13 protein-coding genes and 1 tRNA gene are annotated in these 25105 nt (G+C 38.9%); 8 read left to right on the top strand and 6 right to left on the bottom strand.

Features of this window, described 5'->3' with window-relative positions:
- Positions 1–250 precede the first annotated feature (250 nt).
- The 5 genes from V5N67_RS00815 (at position 251) to V5N67_RS00795 (ending at position 4532) form a co-directional block, all read left to right on the top strand.
- Positions 251–1159 (top strand): metal ABC transporter substrate-binding protein, encoded by a 909-nt coding sequence (locus V5N67_RS00815; protein ID WP_332059857.1) that lies wholly within the window; start codon positions 251–253, stop codon positions 1157–1159.
- On the top strand, positions 1156–1986 hold the full coding sequence (locus V5N67_RS00810; RefSeq protein WP_332059856.1) for a manganese/iron ABC transporter ATP-binding protein: 831 nt from the start codon (positions 1156–1158) through the stop codon (positions 1984–1986). The genes V5N67_RS00815 and V5N67_RS00810 overlap by 4 nt, the downstream gene beginning before the upstream one ends.
- Positions 1983–2837, top strand: a complete 855-nt coding sequence (locus tag V5N67_RS00805) for a metal ABC transporter permease (protein ID WP_332059855.1) — start codon at positions 1983–1985, stop codon at positions 2835–2837. The genes V5N67_RS00810 and V5N67_RS00805 overlap by 4 nt, the downstream gene beginning before the upstream one ends.
- 7 nt (positions 2838–2844) lie before the next feature.
- Positions 2845–3750, top strand: coding sequence for a metal ABC transporter permease (locus V5N67_RS00800; RefSeq protein WP_332059853.1), 906 nt, complete (start codon positions 2845–2847; stop codon positions 3748–3750).
- A 395-nt stretch (positions 3751–4145) separates the two neighbouring features.
- Positions 4146–4532 (top strand): YbaN family protein, encoded by a 387-nt coding sequence (locus V5N67_RS00795; RefSeq protein WP_332059851.1) that lies wholly within the window; start codon positions 4146–4148, stop codon positions 4530–4532.
- 377 nt (positions 4533–4909) lie between these two features.
- Here the strand turns inward: V5N67_RS00795 and pncB are convergent, their stop codons facing one another.
- The 5 genes from pncB to aroA all read right to left on the bottom strand — a co-directional run bounded on the left by pncB (position 4910) and on the right by aroA (position 18917).
- On the bottom strand, positions 4910–6214 hold the full coding sequence (pncB, locus tag V5N67_RS00790; protein WP_332059850.1) for a nicotinate phosphoribosyltransferase: 1305 nt from the start codon (positions 6212–6214) through the stop codon (positions 4910–4912).
- A gap of 131 nt (positions 6215–6345) precedes the next feature.
- Positions 6346–14916, bottom strand: a complete 8571-nt coding sequence (locus V5N67_RS00785) for a glycoside hydrolase family 94 protein (protein ID WP_332059849.1) — start codon at positions 14914–14916, stop codon at positions 6346–6348.
- Positions 14917–15111: 195 nt separating this feature from the next.
- On the bottom strand, positions 15112–16812 hold the full coding sequence (rpsA, locus tag V5N67_RS00780) for a 30S ribosomal protein S1 (RefSeq protein WP_332059847.1): 1701 nt from the start codon (positions 16810–16812) through the stop codon (positions 15112–15114).
- Between the two features lie 135 nt (positions 16813–16947).
- Positions 16948–17592, bottom strand: coding sequence for a (d)CMP kinase (gene cmk / locus V5N67_RS00775; protein ID WP_332059846.1), 645 nt, complete (start codon positions 17590–17592; stop codon positions 16948–16950).
- On the bottom strand, positions 17589–18917 hold the full coding sequence (gene aroA / locus V5N67_RS00770; RefSeq protein WP_332059844.1) for a 3-phosphoshikimate 1-carboxyvinyltransferase: 1329 nt from the start codon (positions 18915–18917) through the stop codon (positions 17589–17591). The genes cmk and aroA overlap by 4 nt, the downstream gene beginning before the upstream one ends.
- 177 nt (positions 18918–19094) lie before the next feature.
- Between aroA and V5N67_RS00765 the strand changes: the two genes are divergently transcribed.
- The 3 genes from V5N67_RS00765 to ilvD all read left to right on the top strand — a co-directional run bounded on the left by V5N67_RS00765 (position 19095) and on the right by ilvD (position 21983).
- Positions 19095–19478, top strand: coding sequence for a TIGR02300 family protein (locus V5N67_RS00765; RefSeq protein ID WP_332059842.1), 384 nt, complete (start codon positions 19095–19097; stop codon positions 19476–19478).
- A 120-nt stretch (positions 19479–19598) separates the two neighbouring features.
- A tRNA-Ala gene (locus tag V5N67_RS00760) sits at positions 19599–19674 on the top strand.
- 467 nt (positions 19675–20141) lie between these two features.
- Positions 20142–21983 (top strand): dihydroxy-acid dehydratase, encoded by a 1842-nt coding sequence (gene ilvD, locus V5N67_RS00755; RefSeq protein WP_332059841.1) that lies wholly within the window; start codon positions 20142–20144, stop codon positions 21981–21983.
- A 313-nt stretch (positions 21984–22296) separates the two neighbouring features.
- Here ilvD and mutS read toward each other — a convergent pair whose 3' ends face one another.
- Positions 22297–25041, bottom strand: a complete 2745-nt coding sequence (mutS, locus tag V5N67_RS00750) for a DNA mismatch repair protein MutS (protein ID WP_332059840.1) — start codon at positions 25039–25041, stop codon at positions 22297–22299.
- Between the last annotated feature and the right edge of the window lie 64 nt (positions 25042–25105).

Below are 25105 nucleotides of genomic sequence, written 5' to 3'. Positions count from 1 at the left end.
TGTCTCATGAAGTGGGAGCACTTTTAAGTGCTCCCTTAATTTTATGTATTCAAGGTTCATAAAGCTACATGAAGTTGGTCTTCATATTAAACATATCCTTTTGAAATATCTGCTTTTAAAAAGGTGAAAGGGAATATTGTTAAATAGTTTAAAAGTCTATTTTTTTGTGAAAATTCTTTATTGCAAAGATAAAAAATAGCTGTTATTAGCTGAATGGTAATGCAAATCATTGGCAATAAAGAGAGAATCAATGAACGTAAAAGCGATTTTTACTATAGTTTTGGGGAGTGTTATTTTTTTTACACCCAGTTTAGCTTTGTCTGCTGGAAAATTTAAGGCTGTTACAACTTTCACTGTCATTGCTGATATGGCACGGAATGTAGCAGGTGATGTTGCAGATGTTGAATCAATCACTAAACCTGGGGCTGAGATTCACGAGTATCAACCTACACCTCGCGATCTTATGCGTGCGCAAGGGGCAAATCTTATATTATGGAATGGGTTAGAGTTAGAACTTTGGTTTGAAAAATTTTTTCAAAATATCAAAGATGTTCCGAGTGTCGTTGTTTCAGAAGGCATTGTGCCGATTAAAATTGGTGAGGGGCCTTACAGTGGAAAGCCGAATCCTCATGCATGGATGTCCCCGAACGCTGCTTTGATTTACGTTGATAATATTCGCGACGCTTTTGTAAAATACGATCCTGAGCATGCTTCTATTTATGAAGAAAATGCTGAAACTTATAAACAGAAGATTCGCTCAATGATTGATCCTATTAGAGTTGAATTAGAAGCACTGCCAGAGGATAAACGCTGGCTTGTAACCAGTGAGGGCGCATTTAGTTATTTGGCTCGCGACTTTGATTTGAAAGAACTTTATCTGTGGCCAATTAATGCTGATCAGCAGGGAACGCCACAGCAAGTTAAGCATGTTATTGACATGGTTCGCAAATACAATATCCATGCAGTTTTTTCTGAGAGTACTATTTCTCCAGCACCTGCCAAGCAAGTCGCAAGAGAAACAGGAGCAAAATATGGTGGTGTTCTTTACGTCGATTCACTAAGTGAAGCAAATGGTGAGGTTCCAACCTATATTGATTTGTTACGTGTTACAAGTGACCGGATTGCTCGCGCTTTATTAGACGGAGTAAAAGGGCAATGACTAAAACTGGAATATTTGCTCAAGGGGTAACAGTAACTTATCGTAATGGGCATACAGCTTTGCGTGAAGTAAATTTTGAAAGCCCAACAGGTTCTATTACGGCATTGATTGGCGTTAATGGATCAGGTAAGTCGACATTATTTAAAGCTATTATGGGATTTGTACGCCCTTCAAAGGGAAAAATTCGCATGTTTGATTTGCCAGTTGCGGCAGCTTTAAAACAAAACCTCATTGCTTATGTTCCTCAGAATGAGGATGTTGATTGGAATTTTCCTGTTCTCGTTGAAGATGTTGTTTTAATGGGGCGATATGGTCATATGAATTTCTTTCGCTATGCGCGGGAAGAAGATTATGAAGCTGTCCGTGTTGCATTAGAGCGTGTCGATATGTTGGCATTTGCCAAGCGTCAGATTGGTGAGCTTTCTGGTGGTCAGAAGAAGCGTGTTTTTCTAGCACGCGCTCTGGCACAGCAGGCGAAAGCTATTTTATTAGATGAACCATTTACAGGGGTTGATGTTACAACAGAAGATAAAATTATTGCCTTGTTGCAAGATTTACGGAAAGAAGGCGCTGTGATATTGGTTTCTACCCACAATTTAGGATCTGTTCGTGAATTTTGTGATCATACGATCTTAATAAAGGGAACTGTTTTGGCTTCTGGGGTAACAGAAATAGTCTTTACACAGGAGAATCTCGAAAAAACTTTTGATGGTGCTCTGCACCATCATATTTTTGATTTTCAAGATACAACAAAAAATGATGTGTTTATAGAAAGCAAAAAAGCGTTAGGTTTTGAGAAAGTTCAAAAAGTGGAGAGTATTGTGTGATGTCTTGGTTGCTTGAACCGTTGAGCTATCAGTATATGATTAATGCTATGTGGGTTTCAGGACTAGTTGGGTGTGTTTGTGCCTTTCTTTCTGCTTTTTTGATGTTAAAAGGTTGGTCGTTAATTGGTGATGCACTTTCCCATTCGATTGTGCCTGGAGTAGCGGGAGCTTACCTTTTGGGGTTACCTTTTTCGCTTGGAGCTTTTTTTTCTGGTGGGCTTGCGGCAGCAGCGATGCTCTTTTTTAACCATCGAACAAAGCTGAAAGAAGATACCATTATTGGTTTAATTTTTTCCTCCTTTTTTGCTTTTGGATTATTTCTCAAATCATTAAAACCGATGTCTGTTAATATTGATACGATTGTTTTAGGGAATATTTTGGCAGTAAGTGCATCAGATATTTTACAATTGGCTTTTATTGGATTTTTTTCTTTATTGGTGCTGTTTTTGAAGTGGAAAGATATATTAGTTGCTTTATTTGATGAGACACATGCGCGTGCTATTGGATTAAATGTAAAGTTCTTAAAAATTCTTTTCTTTACATTGCTATCTGCTTGTACTGTTGCTGCTATGCAGACAGTTGGGGCTTTTTTAGTTATTTGTCTTGTCGTAACGCCAGGAGCGACAGCTTACCTTTTAAGTGACCGTTTTGTAAATATTTTACTTATTGCAGTTGTGATTGGGACATTCACAAGTATATTTGGCGTTTATGTAAGTTATTTTTTGAATGCGCAAACTGGTGGTCTTGTTGTGCTGTTTCAGGCATTTTTGTTTATTATGGCTTTCATTTTTGCTCCTAAACACGGCTTTATTGCTGCCCGCTTACGTATAAAAGCGGCAAAAAAAGTGTAATAATATCATGATTGATTGTTTGCTACTTCCTTTTCAGTTTTCTTTTATGCTTAAAGGCATAGTTATTGTTATGATTCTTTCTATTCCAATGGCAATGCTTTCTTGTTTTCTCATTTTAAAAGGATGGGCGCTTTTAGGTGATGCGATTTCCCATGCAGTTTTTCCTGGCGTAGTTGTTGGTTATATGGCAACGCCGTGGGTGATAGCATTTTTAACTTCTTTACCATTTGCTTGGTTTCAGCACGTAGATTCAGCTAATGTTACTATGACTTTGATCGCTTGCGGTGCGTTCGTGGCAGGTATGATTTGTGCTATCGTAACAGGTTTTTTAGGGAATAATAGCCGCATCAAACAAGATACAGTGATGGGTGTTGTTTTTTCGTCAATGTTTGGTTTGGGGCTTGTGCTTGCAACGGCTATTTATAGCAACCTAGATTTGAACCATATTCTCTTCGGGAATCTTTTGGGTGTTAACTGGCTTGATATTACGCAGACGGCGATAATTTCTATTATCGTTACTTTTATTTTAGGAGCGAAATGGCGCGATTTTATGCTGTATATTTTTGATTCGATTCAAGGTCGTGCAATGGGATTACGAATATCGGTGCTTCACTATACTCTTTTAACAATGATTTCTCTTACTATCGTTGCAGCTTTGAAAGCCGTTGGTATTGTTTTGGTAATCTCTTTATTGATAGCACCAGGAGCGATTGCGTATCTTATCACTAAGCGCTTTTTTTCTATGTTGGCGATTGCTGTACTTGTTGCAGCTTTCTCTGGTTTTTTAGGAATTTATTTAAGTTTATTTATTGGCTCTGATTCTGCTGCCACAATCGTATTAATTTTAACACTTATTTTTATTGCTATTTTTATATCATTATTTTTTCGTCAAGACACGATTCAAAAAATTTGAGTAACACAAATTCGTGCATGGCAGTCATGCATTTTTATGTATTGTCTCTTGTGATGATTTTAACTAAACAAAAAACGTTAGATTATTTTCCTCCTAATATCTAGCAAGTGAATGCAGTATTTCCTTCCCCCCCCTAAACGCTGCATTCATAATTAAGAGGCTGCGTTGATTTGTTCTGCAGCCTTTTTATTTTTCTTCCTAAAAATTTGTTCTCATTGCTTGAAATTTGCGAAATGATTATCATATTGCGTAGGCTGTTCTATGCTTTGAAAGGAATGGTCACTTGAAAATATACTTACTCAAAAGTGATATTAAGAAGTGATTTTATGCACCTGAAGCGTATGAAAAGTAGAGAGGATACAGATGTTTCTCATAAAGGAAAGCGGTACTAGAAGATGAAAAAATATTTTAAGACATCTTACCCTTTGCGTATTTGTTATTTTATAGTAGGTTGGGCAATGATTATATTAGGTGTTATTGGCATGGTGTTACCTATTATGCCAACGGTACCCTTTTTATTAGTTGCTTCATGGTGCTTTGCTCGTTCATCACCACGTTTTTACTATTGGCTGAATAATCATCGCATTTTCGGTTTGCCTATTAGGAAATGGAAAGAAAAGAGAGCCATCCCAACATTCGTTAAAATTTTTGTTGTGGTTAGTATGGCGTGTGGCTTTTTATCATTTTTGATGATATTACATCCTGCCTTGTGGCTTACCTTATTGGTTGCAGCTACTTTGTTTTTGATTGCTATTTATATTATGACACGTCCATCTTCATAAAAAATTTTATTAGCTAAATGGTTTGTTTATTTTTCCTGATTTATTTGAGCTATTAATAGAGAGCTTTTGCCTCGAGGTTTTAGGATAACAATTTATATATTAGCTGATTAATTTTTTAAAAATAGTTAAGTTATAAAATTGTTTGTTTTTTGGATAGAATGGTGCGCTTGTGAAGCAATTTTAATCAATAAAGGTTTGTATGCGAGTAGCTCAATTAACTGTCCAAATCAACCTTGATTGACAATGATAAGCTATTTTCATATGGGAATGTCATTTCTGTGAGTTAAGGGCGAGAAGACAGTATTTATCTACTTGATATCGATCCGTTACTGATTTCATAATTATTTGTTTTGATTGTGTGCAAACGAGTTTACGATTTAGGTTTTTATAGGTCGAGAAACACGTTTTTTATTACCAAAAAACTTAAGATAATATTGTATTTTTTGCGGATCACCGATCGTTTTTTCAGGATTATCTGAAAGTTTTACGGCTGGTCTGCCGTTAACATGAGTGACTTTACAGACAAGGGAGAGAGCATCAAGGGTCGCAATTTTTTGGGGTGCACAGCCTGCAAAATCATTGGTAAGATCTGTTCCCCAACCAAAACTCATACGCACTTTTCCATGGAAGTGGTGGTAAGTTTTTTCAATCGTATCTACATCAAGTGCATCAGAGAAGATCAATAATTTTTCGCGTGGATCTTTTCCTTTTTCTTTCCACCATTCGATAATGCGTTCGCCACCCTCAATGGGGGGAGCACTATCAGGTCTAAAACCGGTCCAATCAGCTACCCAATCTGGTGCATTGCATAAAAATGCTTCTGTACCAAAGGTATCAGGTAAAACAATTAAAAGATTTCCACCATAATAACGATTCCAATCTTGCAAGACTTGATAAGGTGCTTTGCGCAATTCGTTATCATTATTGGTGAGAGCGGCGATAACCATGGGTAATTCATGTGCATTTGTACCAAGAGCTTCTAAATCGGTATCCATGGCGAGAAGAATATTGGAAGTGCCTATCAAAGAATCTCCAATGCCCTCTTTTAATGCTTCTACACACCAGCGTTGCCATAAAAAAGAATGACGACGTCTTGTCCCAAAGTCGGATATTTTAATATCAGATAATTTTTTAAGATGTTCAACTTTACTCCACATTTTTGCTTTAGCACGAGCATAAAGCACGTCAAGTGCAAAACGGCCTAAGTTTTTCATGGCAGCACGTGAACGTAATTCACTGATAATGGCAAGAGCAGGAATTTCCCACATGGAGCTGTGAGCCCACAAACCACTAAAATGAAGGATATATTGTCCATCTTTGCGGGTTAGCTCATATTCTGGAAGTTGAAAATTTTCAAGCCAATTAAGAAAATCTGGTTCGAAAATTTGTTTACGTCCATAAAATGTGTTTCCAGCAAGCCAGATCATTTCTTTTTTCGTAAAGCGCAAACTACGAGCATGATCAAGTTGAGCACGCAATTCATTTTCATCGATATCATCGGCAAGACGTATTGTTTTGGTGCGATTTATGAGGGAGAAAGTGACATTGACATTTGGATAAAGTCCCCAAATCATTTGTACCATAAGAAGCTTATAAAAATCCGTGTCGAGAAGTGAACGAATAATTGGATCAAGTTTCCAAGTATGGTTGTAAACACGTTTAGCAATATCCGTATGATTCATGACTCTTTCTTTTTCAGCTAAGTAAAATTTAAGATTATGACGCACTAACGTAAACATCATAGGAAACGCAGGAACTATAACAACTCTGTACCTTTGAGCAAGAGTAAAAAAGTTTGCTATCTTTTCTGTTTTTAGGATTTGAAAGTGCGTATAATTTCATGTGTACCTATTTTTTTTAACTTTATTCCTGCATAAACATTGGCATATTTTTTACCATCAACATGGAGCATATTTTGGAGTCCCTGCTTGACTTTGATTGTATAAACAGCATCAAAAAATTTCATTTTTGCTTCATATTCTATCCAGAAGGAAGGCAAATGTGGATATAAAAATAATTGATTGGCTTGACGGTGAATCCCAAGAATGGCATGTGTTGCAGCGCGGTAGAACCAGCCTGCTGAGCCTGTATACCATGTCCAACCACCTTGTCCAAGGCGTGGTTCAATGGTGTAGATGTCTGCAGCCATTACATAAGGTTCAACACGATAAATTTCAGGGTTTTGCCCATGGGTAATTGGGTTGATCATAGAAAATAAACGATAGGCCTTATCATTTTCACCCATTTCAGCAAGCGCTAAAATGCTCCAAATAGCACCATGAGTGTATTGACCACCATTTTCTCGAATCCCTGGAGGATAACCTTTTATATAACCAGGTTCGAGAGCACTTTTGTCAAAAGGTGGCCAGAAAAGACGTATAAGTCTACCTTTTTCATCATATAGATGTTCAAGCATTGATGCCATTGCTTGTTTTTGGCGTTTAGACGATGCCATTCGAGAAATGACAGCCCAAGATTGAGCAATCGTATCGATTTTGCATTCATCATTTATTTTAGAACCAAGGGGAGTTGCATCATCAAAATAACCACGTTTATACCAAGCACCATCCCAACTGTTTTTTTCTAAAGCTTTGGTCAAACGTTTAAGATGTGTATTCCATGCTTCAACATGACTGTTATCACCACGGTTTTTAGCAAGAGGAATGAATGCTTGTAACGTAGTGCCAAGAAACCACCCTAACCAAGTACTTTCACCTTTTCCTTCAATCCCTACCAAATTCATGCCATCATTCCAATCGCCACCTAAAATGAGGGGAAGACCATGTTGCCCGCAGCGTTTGATGGCAAGATCTAAGGCTAAAACACAATGTTCATAAAGTGTTGCAGTTTTTGAAGATTTTGTGGGTTGAAAATAAATATCGTGTTGCCCTGTGTTCAGAGAATTTCCTTCAATGAAAGCAATTGGAGTATCAAGAAATGCATAATCACCAGTAGTGTTTACATAAAGAGCTGTTCCATACGCAAGCCAGACGATATCATCAGAAATGAGTGTGCGAACACCAGCATTGGTATCAGGCAACCACCAATGCTGTACATCACCTTCAGGAAATTGGTGAGCTGCAGCGTTTAACAATTGTTCACGCGCAAGTTGTGGTTTCAACAATAACAAAGACAAGCTGTCTTGCAATTGGTCGCGGAAGCCAAAGGCACCACTGGCTTGATAAAAAGCTGCACGTGCCATCATGCGGCATGCATAGATTTGATAAGGAAGCCAATGATTGACCATGATATCAAAGGAAGGATCAGGTGTTTTTACTTGAATTGGAGAAACGAAATTACTCCATTGTTGCTTCTGTTGCGCTAACAAAATTTCAAAATCACTTGTGCGCACTTGGTCTAGCAATTTTTCAGCTTCTTGCATATTTTCAGTACTACCAAGATAGAAGATTATTTCTTTTGTTTGCTCTGGTGACAGGTCAATATCATAGGCGAATGCCGAGCAAGGATCACGTCCTGCTTCAACCGTATTTGAAAGGGCACCAGCTTGACGGATAGCTTGTGGATGTACAATTGTTCCTAGTGCACCGATAAATTCAGTACGATCGGTGGTGGTACTTGTTGGCATTTCGGATGCTGATAAAAATGTCACTTGTTGAGACTTTTCGATGTGATAGGGATTTTGAATGAAATGTGCACCACGTTTAGAATCATAATGGGGGATAATAAAAGGTGCATATTTTGTGCGGACATTTCCCAAGACCCATTCAACATAATTGTAAAGACGTAAGCTACATGGTTTTTTTCCTTTATTTTTGAGGGTCAAACGGGAAAAGCGAACAGGTTTTTCTTGATCGAGTGTATGGGTGAGTTCTAACGCAATCTCTGAATGTGTGGATTTGAAGGTTGAGAATCCAAAACCATGACAAGCTTCATATACAACGCTTTCATTACATTCTACAGCAGAAACGGGTGAAAAACAGTTTAAAGACTGGCGATCTACAAGATAAAGTGCTTCCCCTGGGCGGTTAGAAACAGGATCATTGGTCCAAGGGGTTAATTGGTAATCACGACTATTATTGACCCAAGTAAAAAGTGCACCTTCAGCAGATACATGAAAGCCAAAATTGTGGTTGGCAATAACGTTAATCCACGGATGTGGTGTGGTGGTGCGTCCGTTAAGACGTATCACATAATAGTTATGATGGTTAAAACCGCCATAACCATTCCAATATTTTAAATCTTCTCCGTGAGCAGAGAGAGCGGATGATTTTTGTGAACTGATAGGATCAACGGAAGCAAAGAGGTTTTGTTTTGCTGGTGTTATTTTCTTTCTTTTGTCGTTTAATTTATAATAAAATCCTTGACGACTATTACGAGTTACCAGATCAAAATCACTATCATCAATACGTTTGAGCTGTTCAGATAAAGAACCATTTTGAGCATGAAGTATGATGCGGGCTGATGCAAGAAGCGTTTTAAAACTTTGTTCGTTTATTTGGTCACGCCGAAGTGTAAAAATATGTTGGTGTTTATTATCGATGTTGTTGATATGGTGATGGTAAGATTCACAGACCCATTCAATAGCGCGTTGCGTATCTTGTATATAGGAGAATGCTTGTTCATTTAAAATAACAAGATCAACAATTAGACCGCGCATACGCCAATATTCATGTGCTTTAAGCAATTCGCGTAATACAGTTATATCTCCTTCATTATCTAATCTGAGAAGACAGATAGGATAGTCACCTGAAATAGACATTGACCAAAGATCGGATTGCTTACCAAGAGTTTTTGCCAATATTTCAGAAGGTAGACGCCATGTTTGATCTGGATAGATAAGTGGTGTTGCGTATTTTTGATAAGTAATAGCTTCTTTAAGGTGGATACCACTTTGATACAACGAAACTTGCGAGTGTGTCCACGCCAGTGACAATTCTTGTTGGAAAATATTGGATTGTTGATAATGTTTAATATGGTTATGCAGCGTTTCTTTTGCATTGGCAGCAAAGGTCCAAAAAATAAGTTCTGCTGTTTCATGTGCTGGAATTTTTATATGACATCGGATAGAGATGATTGGATCAAGAACACAACCTTGACTGTTCTTGAAGCAAGCATTTTGGTCAAATGCAGCAGGATGATGAATGGATCGACCTCGACCAATAAACAGGTAACGATCAGTTTCAGCTTCTGTTTTTTGAATAATGTGAGTTGTATCGGTGACAAAATGAGCAACATAAATTTCAGGATCACAGGGGGAGCGTTTGCGCCTTTTAGCAAAAATTGCTCTTCCTCCTTCAGCAATTTCTGTTTCTATAAACATACGTGAAAAAGCAGGATGAGAGCAATCTGCTTCCATTGTTGCTAATGCGAGTTCACCATAAGAAGTAACTTCGATGAAGCGATCTTTATTCGTTGTATTTATAAGTTGGATACGTCTACCTTCGCCATTATTTTCAGCGGTAACAAGGCATTCAAGTGTTGATTTGATACCATCAACTATTTTCGTATATTCAGCTTTTTCATCTGTAAAAATGCTAATCGTTTCTTCTTCAACAATACGTGTTGGCTCACTAGTAGCAGACCACCAATGTCCACTATGCGTATCACGTATGAAAAATAAAAATCCTTGTTGATCTTCGGTAGCATCAGGAATAAAGCGTGTAATTGTATAATCGTGCCAGCGGCTATAACCAGAACCATTGGCTGTCAGCATTGTAGAGTAACAACTATTAGATAAGAGCAAAGTTGCACGTGGTTTGAGTAACGGGTTAGTGATAATGCGTGAAGGGGCATCATCAAATTCTTGAGAGCTATTGCGTGTAGGATTAACATTTTTGGTATGAATAATAGGAATTTGATGCGGAGCTCTCTCCTGTAATAATAATTGTGCTGCTTCAATGACTGGATCACGGTGAAAGCGATCGCGCATCCGTCCTTGAAAAATGACATTGTTAATAGCAAGAATAGACATGCCATGATGATGTGCATAATAATTGCGCACAATGGCGTATTTTTTTCCTATTTGTACACGTGAAGGCGTGAAATCAATAGAGTCATAGTAACCGTATGTTCCTAACGCTCCAAGATTACGCAATCGTTTTAAATTGCTTATAGCTTGGGAGGGTGCATATTGTGTAGCTAAAAGGCTGGCATAGGGAGCAATAACAGCATTGCGTGAGAGACCACGTTGAAGTCCAAGGTTTGGAACACCAAAATTGGTGTATTGGTAATTCATGAGGTGATCGCGGACATTAAATGCAGCTTCTGAGATACCCCACGGTAATCCCCGTTTATGGGCGTATTGTATTTGACGACGAACGATTAATCGATTAGTTTGATCGAGTATAGACCCCAAAGGTTCATGCATAATGAGAGATGGCATAAGATATTCGAACATGGAGCCAGACCATGAGAGAAGGGCACTTTTCCAACCGATTGGAACGAGTAATCGTCCAAGATGAAACCAGTGTTTAAATTTGATATCTCCTTTTGCGATTGCAAAAAGGCTCGCGAGGCGTGCTTCTGAAGCAAGAAGGTCATAGCAACTTTCATCAAGTTTATTTTCTTGAACACGATATCCAATGGATAAGAGATGCCGCTCAGGTTGTTCTAGAAAGTCAAATTTCATATCAAAGGCTATTTGCCGCGTTTTTATAGCTAAAGTTTTTAATTTTTTGCAGAGTATTTCGGTATTATAGTTACTGATTATATCGTGATGATGTGCTTCACAGGTTTCTACAAGGCATTTTGCCCAAGAGAGTGCACGCGCAGATTCTGTCGTTTGAATTTTTTGATCGAGTTTATCTATTAAATGTACGATATTATGAGCAATGCGCAAGAGGTTGAGAATACAGTGAGTAGGAGCATCTGATTTTTCTTTAAGAAAAGCATTGGTAGTGCAATGAAAATAAGTAATATGTTCTTTGATTTGTTGATGTAAGGGACGTAAAACGTGCTGATTATCTGGAATTTCTTTGACAGTTTCTTCAAGAATAGCACTGACATCACGCAAAGCCATTCGATCGCTCTGCAGAAAAACATGAGGTATCTCAGCCCATTCACTTAAGGTTGAAGAGAGTGTGATTAAGTGGCCAGCAAGATTTCCTGAGTCAACTGTGGATACATAAGTTGGCAGGAGAGGTTTAAGTGTATCCGTTGCATACCAATTATAAAGGTGACCACGGAATTTTTCCATTTTTGCAAGAGAGTTTAATGTGCATTCAATACGTGTAATGGTTTCTTCAAAACTAATCCAGCCAAAATCACGAGCAGCAATGATGGAGAGAAGATAGACTCCAATATTAGTAGGGGATGTGCGCTGAGCGATAAGAGGTTTGGGATCTTCTTGAAAATTATCAGGTGGCAAATAATTGCTTTGCGCATCGACAAAAGTTGCATAATAAAGCCATGTCCGTCGTGCAATACATCGTAGTGTTTTACTATCTTGTGAAGATATATTAAGAGTATCTTGAGGCGTTGAAGATTGGCTGATAATCCATGCAATCAAGGGGGAAAAAAACCATACTAGCCCAAAGGGTAAAGCAATAAAGCTTGTAAGGCTATGAGAAAATAGAGGTGGTGTTATTGCAAAAATACCGATCAGTGATGCTGGCCACATTGTAAGGATATAGAAACCCAAATTGTTGGGAATCGATTTTGTTGCAGCTGAAGTTTTCCATTCAAGGAGGTGCTTTTTTGAAATTTTCATGCGATAAAGTGTGCGGATAATCGCATCAGTCATAAAATAAGCTGAATGGGCAAGAAGCGTAATCTTAAGAAATATATCCGTCAGTGTAAGGGCAGTTTTGTTTAAAATTAATTGGAGTTGTCCGCGCAAAGAATGATCAACATTGATCGAAACGAGAAGTTGTAATATACCTAAAATTGGTGAAATAAAGAGGCTTAGCAGCAAGAATATTTGCCAGATGATTGCTATCTTTAACGGTAAAAAAGACCATCCCACGATTGTTGCGATCAGCCACATAAGCGGTATGAGAGAACGACGCAGGTTATCTTGCATTTTCCAACGTGTAATGGAACTTATTTGAGATCGAGAAAAGAGATAAGGCAATAATTGCCAATCGCCGCGAATCCAACGGTGATAACGGGTCACATCAACATTATAGGCTGTTGGGTAATCTTCGATCACTTCTACGTTATTGACTAATGCAGCACGTGCATAGCCTCCTTCCAAAAGATCATGACTAAGAACTGTATTTTCTTTAATTTTTCCATCAAGTGCTTGTTCAAATGCATCAATATTATAAAGGCCTTTACCAACAAAAGTCCCTTCTCCTAAAAGATCTTGGTAAGTATCAGAAACAGCAAAGACATAAGGATCAATGCCACGATTGGTAGAAAAGATTCGTTGCAAAATTGATGTTTTTTTATTCGTTGTAAGAGAAGCTGTAATACGAGGCTGCAAAATGCTGTAGCCTTTTATAACCCGCCCATTTTGTGGATCGAAAATGGGGCGGTTGAGTGGATGATTAAGCTTGCCAACGAGTTTTGTGACACTCTCGGGGGTTAGACGTGTGTCTGAATCCAGAGTCATAACAAAACGGCAATCCATAGGAAGATGTGGACTTGGAGGATAAAAGCTTGTGTTTTGATCTCCTCTTAATAACAGATTGAGTTCATGAAGTTTACCACGCTTGCGTTCCCATCCCATCCAGCAATTTTCGCTCGTATTATAAAGACGTCGACGATGTAAAAGGAAAAAGAGAGGGATGTCATCACGATGATAACGGTGATTTAGTTTATCGATACTTTTTTGCGCATAGTGAAAAAGATCAAGATCTTCTTGTGTTTCTTCTAATGGAGCATCACTCCAATCCGTGATGAGTGCAAAATGAATTGCACCTTTGGGGTTGGAAAGGTAGTGTACTTCAAGATTGCGTACTTGTTCATCAATATAATCGCGTGATGTGATTAATGTCGGCACGACAACCATTGTACGTGCGTGTTTGGGAATACCATTTTTATATTCATAACCAATAAGCTGTCTTGGTGGGATAAACCATGAAACGACAGTGTTGAAGAAGGCAAAAGCAGCTTCCATAGCGGGAAAAAGCGCTAATGCGGTAAAAAGAAAGCTTATCCATGGTGTTATGTCAGATGTTCGTAATAGAGTATAGATTGTGAGCAAAAGAGCAAGCGTCAAAAACGAGACGGGAACTGCAATTATTTCTATCTTTGAGAAACGGTAAGTTCGTAGCCATTTTTTGAAAAAAGGTGGAGTATATTTACAAACCTTTTCAAATATATAACGCCCTTCATCGACGAGATACCACCCAACAGAGGAAATGTTATGATGAGGGGCATCTTCAGAGGAAAAATGTGTCATTTCTATAGCTTTGCGTGCAACTTCTAGCTCACTAAAAGGTGAAAAGCGTGCAATCTTTTCAATTACTTGTCGATAGATATTGCGTGAATGAGAATCAATTTCGGAGAAATCACTATTTTCACGTAAAATAGAATCCACAGAACTAACTGTTTCAAACCATACTGTCCAATCAATGTCATCAATAGTTTTTAGGGAACGAACAACGTTGCCCATGGTTACACCATCTGCTGCTTGACGGGTATGTTCTTCGGTTGTTACAATTTTTAGGCTGCTGCCTTGGTTATGCAATTGCTTTTCAAGCCAAGTTAATGCTGTTGTTGAATCGAAAGATGTACTTCGCAGGCGATAAAATAAGTGAGCTGAAAAGGTCGAATGAGCGGTGAACGCTTCATACAGAGTAAAAAGAGTGTGTAATTTTGTTTCATTTTCGGCAAGAAAAATTTGATCAGCTGCTTTATGAGCGAGATGGCGCATATGCCGCGCTTGTTCAATACACAATGAAAGGCGACGAACATTTTCAATTAAGAGCATCTGTATGACAGAAGGAAGTGCCCATAACTCACCAATTTTAAGGGCGCAAATTTTTTGAAATCCATTGATCGTAGCTGTGAGGGTTTCTTGTGAAAATTTGCTGTCTGTATGAGCAATATAAAGCCAAGCTAAAGCAAAGATACGTGGCATTTCCACCTTTTGTTGATAAAGGGGAAGTTGTTTAATAAAGGATTTTGGTAAGCTGCGGCGTAGCTGTTGTATGGTTTTATCGATAGTATAATGATTATCAATAAGCCATTGAGCAGACGGTATAATGGTTTCATCATTTCGAGCAGCAATATCGCTAGTATGAAAGGCGTGGAGAATAAATTTAGCATTTTCGCTCAAACGCTTGTGAAAGTTCTTTCCTCCTTCATATGCAGGAAATAAGACCTCTTTTTCTGAAGCGATATCATGACCTAACTTATAGAGTTCGTCTTGCGATTTATAAGGTGAGCGAATAGGAAAATTGGTTTCAGTGAGACAATAATTTTCTGTTTGGTGAGAAAAAAAATACTTCATGAAAGATATTTTAAGCACCGTCATATTTCATTGCCATCACTTATGTGGTTTCTTTTATTTTAGGCTATTGGCATTTTTATCTCAATAATAAGATTTGTATTTGGAAGTATTTACAATTTTTTAATCAAATAATCGAAAAATCTTTACGGCAGTTTCATTGAAGAATAAAAAAGGTCGCTAGAGAAACGAGCGACCTTATTAGTTTAACCTATTTAATCATTAATCTTGTTCTTGTTTTTTCAAGGCGGCACCGAGAATATCGCCAAGAGAAGCGCCTGAGTCTGTAGAACCATACTGTGCAACAGCTTCTTTTTCTTCTGCAATTTCTAGGGCTTTGATAGATACTGAAAGTTTCCGTGTCTTTTTGTCGAATGCAGTGATACGAGCATCGACTCTCTGACCAATAGAGAAACGTTCTGAGCGTTGTTCATCACGATCACGTGCTAAGTCCGCGCGGCGGATAGTTGTTTCAAGATTATGGTCAATCAACTTTACGTCGATGTCATTGTCGTTGACTCCAGTAACTTCACAGGTCACGACAGCGCCTTTGCGGAGCTCGCCAGCAGCAGCTGCTTCTCCAACTTTATCGCTGGAAAGTTGCTTGATTCCAAGGGAAATACGCTCTTTTTCAACGTCAACATCAAGTACAACAGCTTTAACGACATCGCCTTTATTATAAGTATCGATAACTTGTTCACCAGGACGATTCCAATCCAGATCAGAAAGATGAACCATACCGTCGACATCGCCTTCAAGTCCAATGAAGAGACCGAATTCTGTTTTGTTTTTAACTTCTCCTTCGATTTGCGAATTCACAGGGAATTTATTAGCAAAAGCTACCCATGGATTTTCAAATGTTTGTTTTAAACCGAGAGAAATACGGCGTTTAGAAGGATCAATTTCAAGGACAACTACTTCCACTTCTTGTGATGTAGACAAAATTTTTCCAGGGTGGACGTTTTTCTTTGTCCAACTCATTTCAGAAACGTGAATCAATCCTTCAATTCCTGGTTCAATTTCAACAAAACCACCATAGTCGGTAATATTAGTAACAGCTCCAGTAATTTTTTTACCAATCGGATATCTGGCACTAATGCTTTCCCAAGGATCACTTTCGAGCTGTTTCATTCCAAGTGAGATGCGGTGCGTATCTTGATTGATGCGAATAATTTGAACTTTAATAGTTTGACCAATTGTAAGAATTTCAGATGGATGATTAACACGCCGCCATGCCATATCTGTGACATGTAAAAGACCGTCAATTCCACCAAGGTCAACAAAGGCACCATAATCGGTAATATTTTTAACGACACCTTCAACGATTTGGTTTTCTTCAAGATTTTGAACAATTTCTGAACGCTGTTCGGCGCGGCTTTCCTCTAATACAGTACGACGTGAGACAACAATATTGCCACGACGACGATCCATTTTCAAAATTTCAAAGGATTGTGAATTGTGCATTAATGGTGAAACATCACGGATGGGGCGAATATCAACTTGGCTGCGAGGCAAGAAGGCAACAGCACCATCAAGATCGACGGTAAAGCCACCTTTTACTTGGCTAAAAATAACTCCGTTGACGCGTGCGCCAGCGTTGAATTTTTCTTCCAAACGAATCCAACTTTCTTCACGTCGTGCTTTTTCACGAGATAGCACGGCTTCACCCATCGCATTTTCGATGCGTTCAATGTAAACTTCAACCTCATCACCAACTTGTAAAGAACCGTCTTTTCCTTTAGCTCCAAATTCCTTGAGTGGAATACGCCCTTCAACTTTAAGACCAGCATCAATAATAGCCATGTCTTTTTCGATTGCAATGACACGGCCTTTAACAACGGCTCCTTCATTGAGGTCATTGGTTTGGAAAGATTCCATTAAAAGGGTTTCAAAATCCGCTGTTGTAGGATTGTATTGTGACATAAGAACTCCTGATACAGACCTTTATAGTAAAAGGTATAAGCGCTGGGTTAGTGTTGATATAAAGTAATTTCCAATCTTTATTTCTTAATACAGGAAAAATTAGCGCTAGACTAGAAATTACCTTGACGATTTTATTTAAACTCCATGGGTTTTTATGACAGGATCAATAAAGGTACATGCAGTTATGAATGCTGCTTCTATACTCAATTCTGATGTATCAAGCAAGAGGGCGTTTTTTGCTGGTTTGAGTGGGCTTTGTTTGCGGGTTATATCGCGACTATCACGTTGTTCAAGATCGGCAAGAATCTCATTATAATCTGCTTGATATCCTTTTTTTAAAATTTCTTGATAGCGACGTTTTGCACGTATTTGAACATCTGCTAAAATATAAAGCTTAATATCTGCATTGGGGCAGACGACAGTCCCAATATCGCGACCATCAAGCACACTGCCGGGCAAAACTTTGGCAAAATTACTTTGTTTTGCAACAAGAGTTTCGCGTACAGCTGGTATAAGCGCTATTTTTGAAGCTGCTTCACCAAGCGCGTGAGAAGAAAGAAGAGTCGGATTTAGAGTATCAAAATCAAGTTCTTTAGCATAAGCAACAGCACTTTTTTCATTATCGAGAGCAATTTTTTGTTGTAAAAGTGTATGAGCAACAGCACGATAAGTGAGCCCAGTATCTAAATAGCGCAGGCGATAATGGGTGGCAAGTCTGCGTGCCAATGTCCCTTTACCTGAGGCTGCTGGTCCATCAATTGCAATAATAAAAGGTTTCAATAAATTTTTCCCCCGAGTTGTCGCATAAAAGGGATAAATTCTGGAAAGCTTGTGGCAATCATCTGTTTATCATCAATGGTAACAGGTTTTTCTGATGCTAATCCAAAGACAAGAAAGCACATAGCAATTCGGTGATCAAGATGCGTTATGACGTGTCCACCACCCAATCCTTTGGCAGAATTTTTCCCATGTACGATGAGAAAATCTTTACCTTCTTCACACTTTATATGATTGATTATTAATCCTTGTGCAACAGCGGAGAGTCGATCTGATTCTTTAACACGCAACTCTTCGATTCCTAGCATAGTGGTTTTGCCTTCAGCAAAGGCTGCTGCTACTGCTAAGGCGGGATATTCATCAATCATTGATGGAGCGCGTTCTTTGGGTACAGTTACACCTTTTAGCACTGATGATTGAACCCGAAGGTCGGCAATATCTTCTCCACCTGTTTGGCGTTGATTCAAAAATTCAATATTTGCTCCCATTTCCCACAATGTTTCAATAAGACCGATTCGAGAGTTATTTATAAGAACATTTTCAATGGTAATATCAGAATCTTTGACAAGAAGGGCTGCGATAAGTGGAAAAGCTGCAGAAGAAGGGTCACCTGGAATATCAATAGTTTGTCCAGTAAGATGTGGTTGCCCATTGAGATGAATAAAACGTGTGCCTTCTGCATTTATTTCTATCTCAAGCTCAGCACCAAACGCTTTTAACATTTTTTCCGTATGATCTCGAGTGAGAATCGGTTCAATAACGGTTGTGGTGCCAGCGATATTGAGTCCGGCAAGAAGTATTGCTGATTTAACTTGGGCAGAAGCTATTGGAATACGATAGCGAATCGGGTTAGCCATTCTCGGGCCATAAAGCGTTAAAGGGAGACGGTCGCCATGTGTCGCTTCAATTTCAACACCTATTAAACGCAATGGGTCAAGAATACGTCCCATTGGGCGTTTAGAAAGAGAGGCATCGCCGATAAAGGTTGTTTTCATATGGTAAGGACCAACCATTCCCATAATCAGTCGGGCACCTGTTCCAGCATTACCAAAGTTTAAAGGTTGTTGTGCTTGCAAAAGACAGCCATTACCAGTTCCACGGATGACCCAGAGGTTGTTTTTTTTATGAATACAGGCTCCCATAGCACGCATAGCTGCAGCTGTATTGAGGACATCATCGCTTTCAAGTAGTCCATGAATATATGTTTCACCATTTGCTAATCCTCCCAATATAAGAGATCGATGGGAGATTGATTTGTCTCCTGGTATCTTAATTTTGCCAGAGAGATTGGTAGATTGGTAGGCAGTTATGGGTATTGCTTTTTGCATAGAAGTTCTATTTAATCCCAATTAAATAAAACATCCTTTAGCATATGCTTTGAAAGGCGTCATGAGGAAATCCATAGGGAATGATATATTTATCTTTGACAAAGCTATTGTCTTTCGATTAAGCACCATAAAATTCGTTTTTTAGTGGAATGATAGTTAACTAAAGAGGGACGGTTCATGGCAAAACAAGAACTTGGAACTAAACGCGTTGATCCAGAAACGGGAAAGAAGTTTTATGATCTTAATCGCGACCCTATTGTGTCGCCTTATACAGGGATTTCTTATCCTCGTTCTTATTTTGAGGTTGCAGCAGCTGAAGCGAGTAGTGAAGAAGAAGTTGATGCTGAGGAATTGGATACAGCGCTTGAAAAATCTGCTTTTATGCTTCTTGAAGAAGATGTTGATGATTCTAAAGACGATGATCTTCCTGATTTGGGAGACAGTGATGTGGATCTTGGTGATGACGATGATACGTTTTTGTCCCATGATGAAGATGATGAGGATGATGACGTTACCGAGATTTTCGGAGGCGGTGGTGTTTCTAGTGATGATGATGGTTAAAAAGTGAGAAGTTATTCTTAATCATTTAATATAAATTCTTCTTGATCTTCGGTTTCTCTCGTTTTAAAAAATTTTTTTGAGATTTTTTACGATCCTTTGAGAGAGGGGATTTATTTTCGTGGGGCTATAGCTCAGCTGGGAGAGCGCTTGCATGGCATGCAAGAGGTCAGCGGTTCGATCCCGCTTAGCTCCACCAAAAAACTAGAATGCTTTCTAATATAGGGCATCAATTTTGAAGAAAAGTTTCTCTGCTTATTGAGAAGCGGTTTGGTGTTTATAATAATTTTCCCCTGCATTTTTCGATGGATTCCATAATGCGCTCATTCACTATGCGCTTTTTATTTGGCTTACGATATTTATGGGGATTTATTGTAATGAAAGTGAAAAAGCAAGTTAGTGGATATTTTGTAGTATGTATAAAAAAGAAAACAAACTATTTATAACTTATACATCATAATAATTAAAGTAACATAAGAAGATTTTACTGAACAGTTTTATTGGGTTATGAAAAATGGCTGTTGAGTAGGGTTTGTACATAGCTAGAAATTTTGTGATTTAAATGTCTCAATAAGAGACATTTTTTATTTCTAGTGTTAGAGTTCTTGTTTTTAGGATTGTGTTGCAGCACAACAGAAAAATGGAATTATTTGAGGGGAAAAAATAATGCCTTCTTACCGTTCAAGAACATCGACTCATGGACGCAATATGGCAGGGGCTCGTGGTCTTTGGCGTGCAACAGGGATGAAAGACATTGATTTTGGTAAGCCCATTATTGCGGTTGCGAATTCTTTTACGCAGTTTGTACCAGGGCACGTACATTTAAAAGATCTTGGGCAACTTGTTGCACAAGAAATAGCTGCTGCTGGCGGTGTCGCGAAGGAGTTTAACACGATTGCTGTAGATGATGGAATTGCTATGGGGCACGACGGAATGCTTTATTCTTTGCCTTCGCGTGAAATCATTGCTGATTCTGTTGAATATATGGTTAATGCTCATTGTGCTGATGCACTCGTGTGTATTTCCAATTGTGATAAAATTACGCCTGGTATGTTAATGGCTTCTTTAAGATTGAATATTCCAACAATTTTTGTTTCAGGCGGTCCTATGGAAGCGGGTAAGATTAAATGGAAAGATCAAGATCTGAATGTTGATTTAGTTGATGCAATGATTGCTGCGGCTTCAGAACATAATTCAGACGAAGAAGTTGCTGAAATGGAGCGTGCTGCTTGTCCTACATGTGGTTCTTGTTCAGGAATGTTTACTGCGAATTCTATGAATTGTCTTACTGAAGCATTGGGGCTTTCTCTTCCTGGAAATGGATCAATGTTAGCAACACATGCAGATCGTCGGATGCTTTTTGAAGAAGCTGGACGACAGATTGTTACATTGGTGAAGCGTTATTATGAAAAAGGGGATGAGACGGTTTTGCCGCGTTCTATTGCTTCGCGCAAGGCTTTTGAAAATGCAATGACCGTTGATATTTCCATGGGGGGATCAACCAATACTGTTTTGCATCTTTTAGCAGCAGCGCAAGAAGGTGAAGTAGACTTTACCATGACGGATATTGATCGTCTTTCACGTCAAGTTCCTGTTTTATGCAAGGTTGCGCCTGCTATTGCTAATGTGCATATGGAAGATGTTCACCGCGCTGGTGGCATTATGAGACTTTTAGGAGAATTGGATGCGGCCAGACTCATTGATACATCGGTTTATACGGTTCATGCAAAAACGATGAAAGAAGCTCTTTGTCGCTGGGATGTGAAACAAACTCATGAATCAATAATTCATGAATTCTATCGTGCAGCACCAGGTGGTGTTCCAACACAGACAGCTTTTAGTCAGTCTTGTCGCTATGGTACCCTTGATCTTGATGGTGAAAAAGGGGTAATCCGTGATATTAAGCATGCTTATTCACAAGATGGAGGATTGGCGGTTCTTTATGGGAATCTTGCAAAGGATGGTTGTATTGTAAAAACAGCAGGTGTTGATCCATCAATTTTAACTTTTAAAGGTCCAGCAAGGATTTTTGAAAGCCAAGATTCAGCTGTTTCTGCGATTTTGACCGATCAAATTAAATCAGGTGATGTCGTTTTAATCCGTTATGAAGGTCCGCGCGGTGGACCTGGAATGCAAGAAATGCTTTATCCAACGAGCTATCTGAAGTCCAAGGGATTAGGAAAGGTTTGTGCACTTATAACGGATGGTCGCTTTTCAGGAGGGACTTCAGGGCTTTCTATTGGGCATATTTCACCAGAGGCTGCTGAGGGAGGGATAATTGCTCTGGTAGAAGAGGGTGATATAATAGAAATTGATATCCCTAATCGTGCCATTCATATGTTGGTTGATGATGCTGAGATGATACAACGTCGTGCTAAAATGGAAAAAAAAGGAAAAGCAGCTTGGCAACCAGTTGAAGAGCGTAAACGTAAAATTTCAAAGGCTCTCAAAGCATATGCAGCTATGACAACTTCTGCGGCAAAAGGTGCGGTTCGTAATGTTTTATAGATGAAGAGTTCATCTTAGGTGGGAGATAAAGCTTTTAGAGATTGTAGTGCTTTGCATTATATTTTAAGCAGACTGTTTTCTTAGCTTCGTAGAAGGTTGCGAATCATTGTGAACATAAGATTTAAGGGTTGTTGTAGGTTTCATCCCTTTTTGTATGAGATCTTATAATTTGATCTTGGAAAATATTATGCGCAAATCTTTTTCTCTATACGCTACATTATCAAGATACATTGAGTAAAAAGCAATAACAATATGGTAGGCATGTCAGTGTGAACTAAGAATCATCGAGAAAAAGCGTTTTTTTTAATTTACCTTATAGGGGGTTGTTTTTTTCAAGTTGTTTAAGATGATAAAGTGCTTCTAAAGCATCTTTAGGAGAGAGTTCGTCAGGATGAATATTTTTTAAAGCTTCATGGAGTACGCAACGTTTGTTTGTTTTTTCATTAATGGGAGATGTTGCTTTAAGAGAAAATAGCGGTAAATCATCAATTAATTTATGTCCTTTCCCAGCCATTTCGCCTTGTTCTAATTGATGCAGAACATCTGTAGCACGTGTAATAACCGCTGCGGGAAGTCCAGCAAGTTTCGCAACTTGTACTCCATAAGATCGATCCGCAGCGCCTTGTGTAACCTCATGAAGAAAAACTACATCACCATCCCAATTTTTGACTTTCATTGTTACATTATGAAGGCGGTTAAGTTTTTCGGTGAGTGCAGTCATTTCATGAAAGTGCGTGGCAAGAATGGCACGACAGTGATTAACTTCATGAAGATATTCAACTGCTGCCCAAGCAATTGAAAGTCCATCAAAAGTTGATGTTCCCCGTCCGATTTCGTCAAGGATAACAAGAGAATGGCTACTGGCATGATTAAGAATTGTTGCTGTTTCGACCATTTCCATCATAAAGGTTGAGCGTCCACGTGCAAGATCATCAGAAGCACCAACACGACTAAATAAGCGATCGACAACGCCAATATGCGCTGAAGTGGCTGGCACAAAAGAGCCCATTTGCGCCATAATAGCTATAAGAGCATTTTGTCGTAAAAAAGTTGATTTTCCTCCCATATTGGGACCTGTTAAAAGCCAAATTGCTGCATATTGATGATTTTTCTGCACAGAAAGGTCACAATTGTTCGCAACAAATGGTTCTGTAGCTTGTTTTCGTAGTGCTTGCTCTACAACAGGATGGCGTCCAGCGGTGATATGAAAGGTAAGTGATTGGTCAATTTTCGGACGACAATATCCTTGTTCCTCAGCTAAACACGCTAAAGCAACAGATACATCTAAAACAGCAAGTGCTTCAGCTGCTTTACGAATGAAATCAGCCTGTTCGGTAATTTCATTAACAAGAGTATCGAAAATTTCCAATTCGAGAGTCATAGCATGGTTGGCTGCATGGGCAATACGCGTTTCAAGTTCGGCAAGTTCTGTTGTGGTAAAACGCATAGCGTTTGCCATTGTTTGTCGGTGAATAAAACGCGCTTTTGCTTGTGGAGTATCGGTGAGAGCAGGTGCTTGTAAATTGGTTACTTCAATGAAATAGCCTAAAATATTATTATGCTTTATCTTGAGTGTTTTAATATCTGTTTCTTTAGCATATTGTGCTTGAAGTTCAGCAATGATACGGCGGGATTCATCGCGCAGAGTACGCATTTCATCTAGCTCTTTATGATAATGAGGACGAATAAAACCACCATCGCGTTTAAGCAGTGGGAGATCATCGGCTAATGCTTGCTCTAAATGAAGATGCAAAGCCGTGGGTAAATCTGAAAAAATATGTTGCACATCGTTTATTTCTTGAGGAGGCAATTCATTATTAAGAAGCTGATTAAGTTCACGAATAATATCAAAACCACGCTGAATTGTCGCTATATCACGTGGTCCTCCTCGACCAAGAGCTAAGCGTGAAACTGCGCGGGGCATATCTGGTCCCCCCTTTAAAATAAGCCGTATAGCTTCTGCAAGAGAAGTATTGCGTAGAAAAAAAGCAATTGAATCTAGGCGTTTATCAATAGCTGAAGGCGTGGTTAGAGGAGCAATTAAGCGATCAACGAGAAGGCGTGATCCCCCTCCTGTTACAGTGCGATCAATGGCTTTTAGTAAACTTCCATCACGTTGACCTGATGTGGTTCGAACAAGTTCAAGACTCTGTCTAGTTGCTGCATCAATAAAAAGGGTAGCGCTTTCATTTTGGCGCTCAGGACGCATGAGAGGAGGGCGGTGAGAGATTTGCGTTTTTTCGATATAACGAATAGCAGCAGCGATTGCAGAAAGTTCAGGGCGAGAATAATCGGCAACACCTTCAAGGGTTGAGAGTTTAAAATAGCTGCAAATGTCGCGTTCAGCAGTGATTACATCAAAAAGACTAGCTGGTTGAGGTGAAATGATACGATCGAGAACATTAAAAAGCGATTTGTGAGATTTATCATAGAACAAGGAGTCAGCTACGATGATTTCTTGTGGATCCACACGCATAATGTCTGCTAAAAGTTTTTCATGGCGGCTTTCTGCTACACGAAAGATACCTGTTGAGATATCAATCCAAGAAAGGGCAAATTCTTCTCCATCGCTGGTTTTAATGCGGGTCAGTGTCATCAGATAATTTGCACGCGTTGGATCAAGAAGCTTTTCTTCTGTTATGGTTCCAGGTGTAACAAGACGAACAACATCGCGTCGAACAACTGATTTTGATCCGCGTTTTTTAGCTTCTGCTGGATTTTCTGTTTGTTCACAAACAGCAACGCGATAACCACACGAAATCAGCTTTTGCAAATAATCATCCGCAGCATGAACTGGGACACCACACATAGGGATATCTTCACCCAAATGTTTGCCGCGTGTTGTGAGTGTAATTCCTAAAGCCTGAGCAGCTTCAATTGCATCATTAAAAAATAATTCATAGAAATCGCCCATACGGTAAAAAAGAAGGGAATCGCTATTGACTGCTTTGATTTCTATATATTGCTCCATCATAGGTGTGAGGCGTTCTTGATGCGGGGCAGATAAAGGCGCGGGTTGTGAAATTAAATCATTTTTATGCTCAGTTTTATTATTCATTTTTACGCGCTTGATCCCTTCAATAGAGGCTTTGATACCCTTTTTTGTTTACTTCAATGCTTGT

Source organism: Bartonella rhinolophi (genome assembly GCF_036576165.1).
GTDB lineage: Bacteria > Pseudomonadota > Alphaproteobacteria > Rhizobiales > Rhizobiaceae > Bartonella.
The sequence above is the reverse complement of the archived record's forward strand: the minus strand, read 5'-3'. Positions and strand labels throughout refer to the sequence as shown.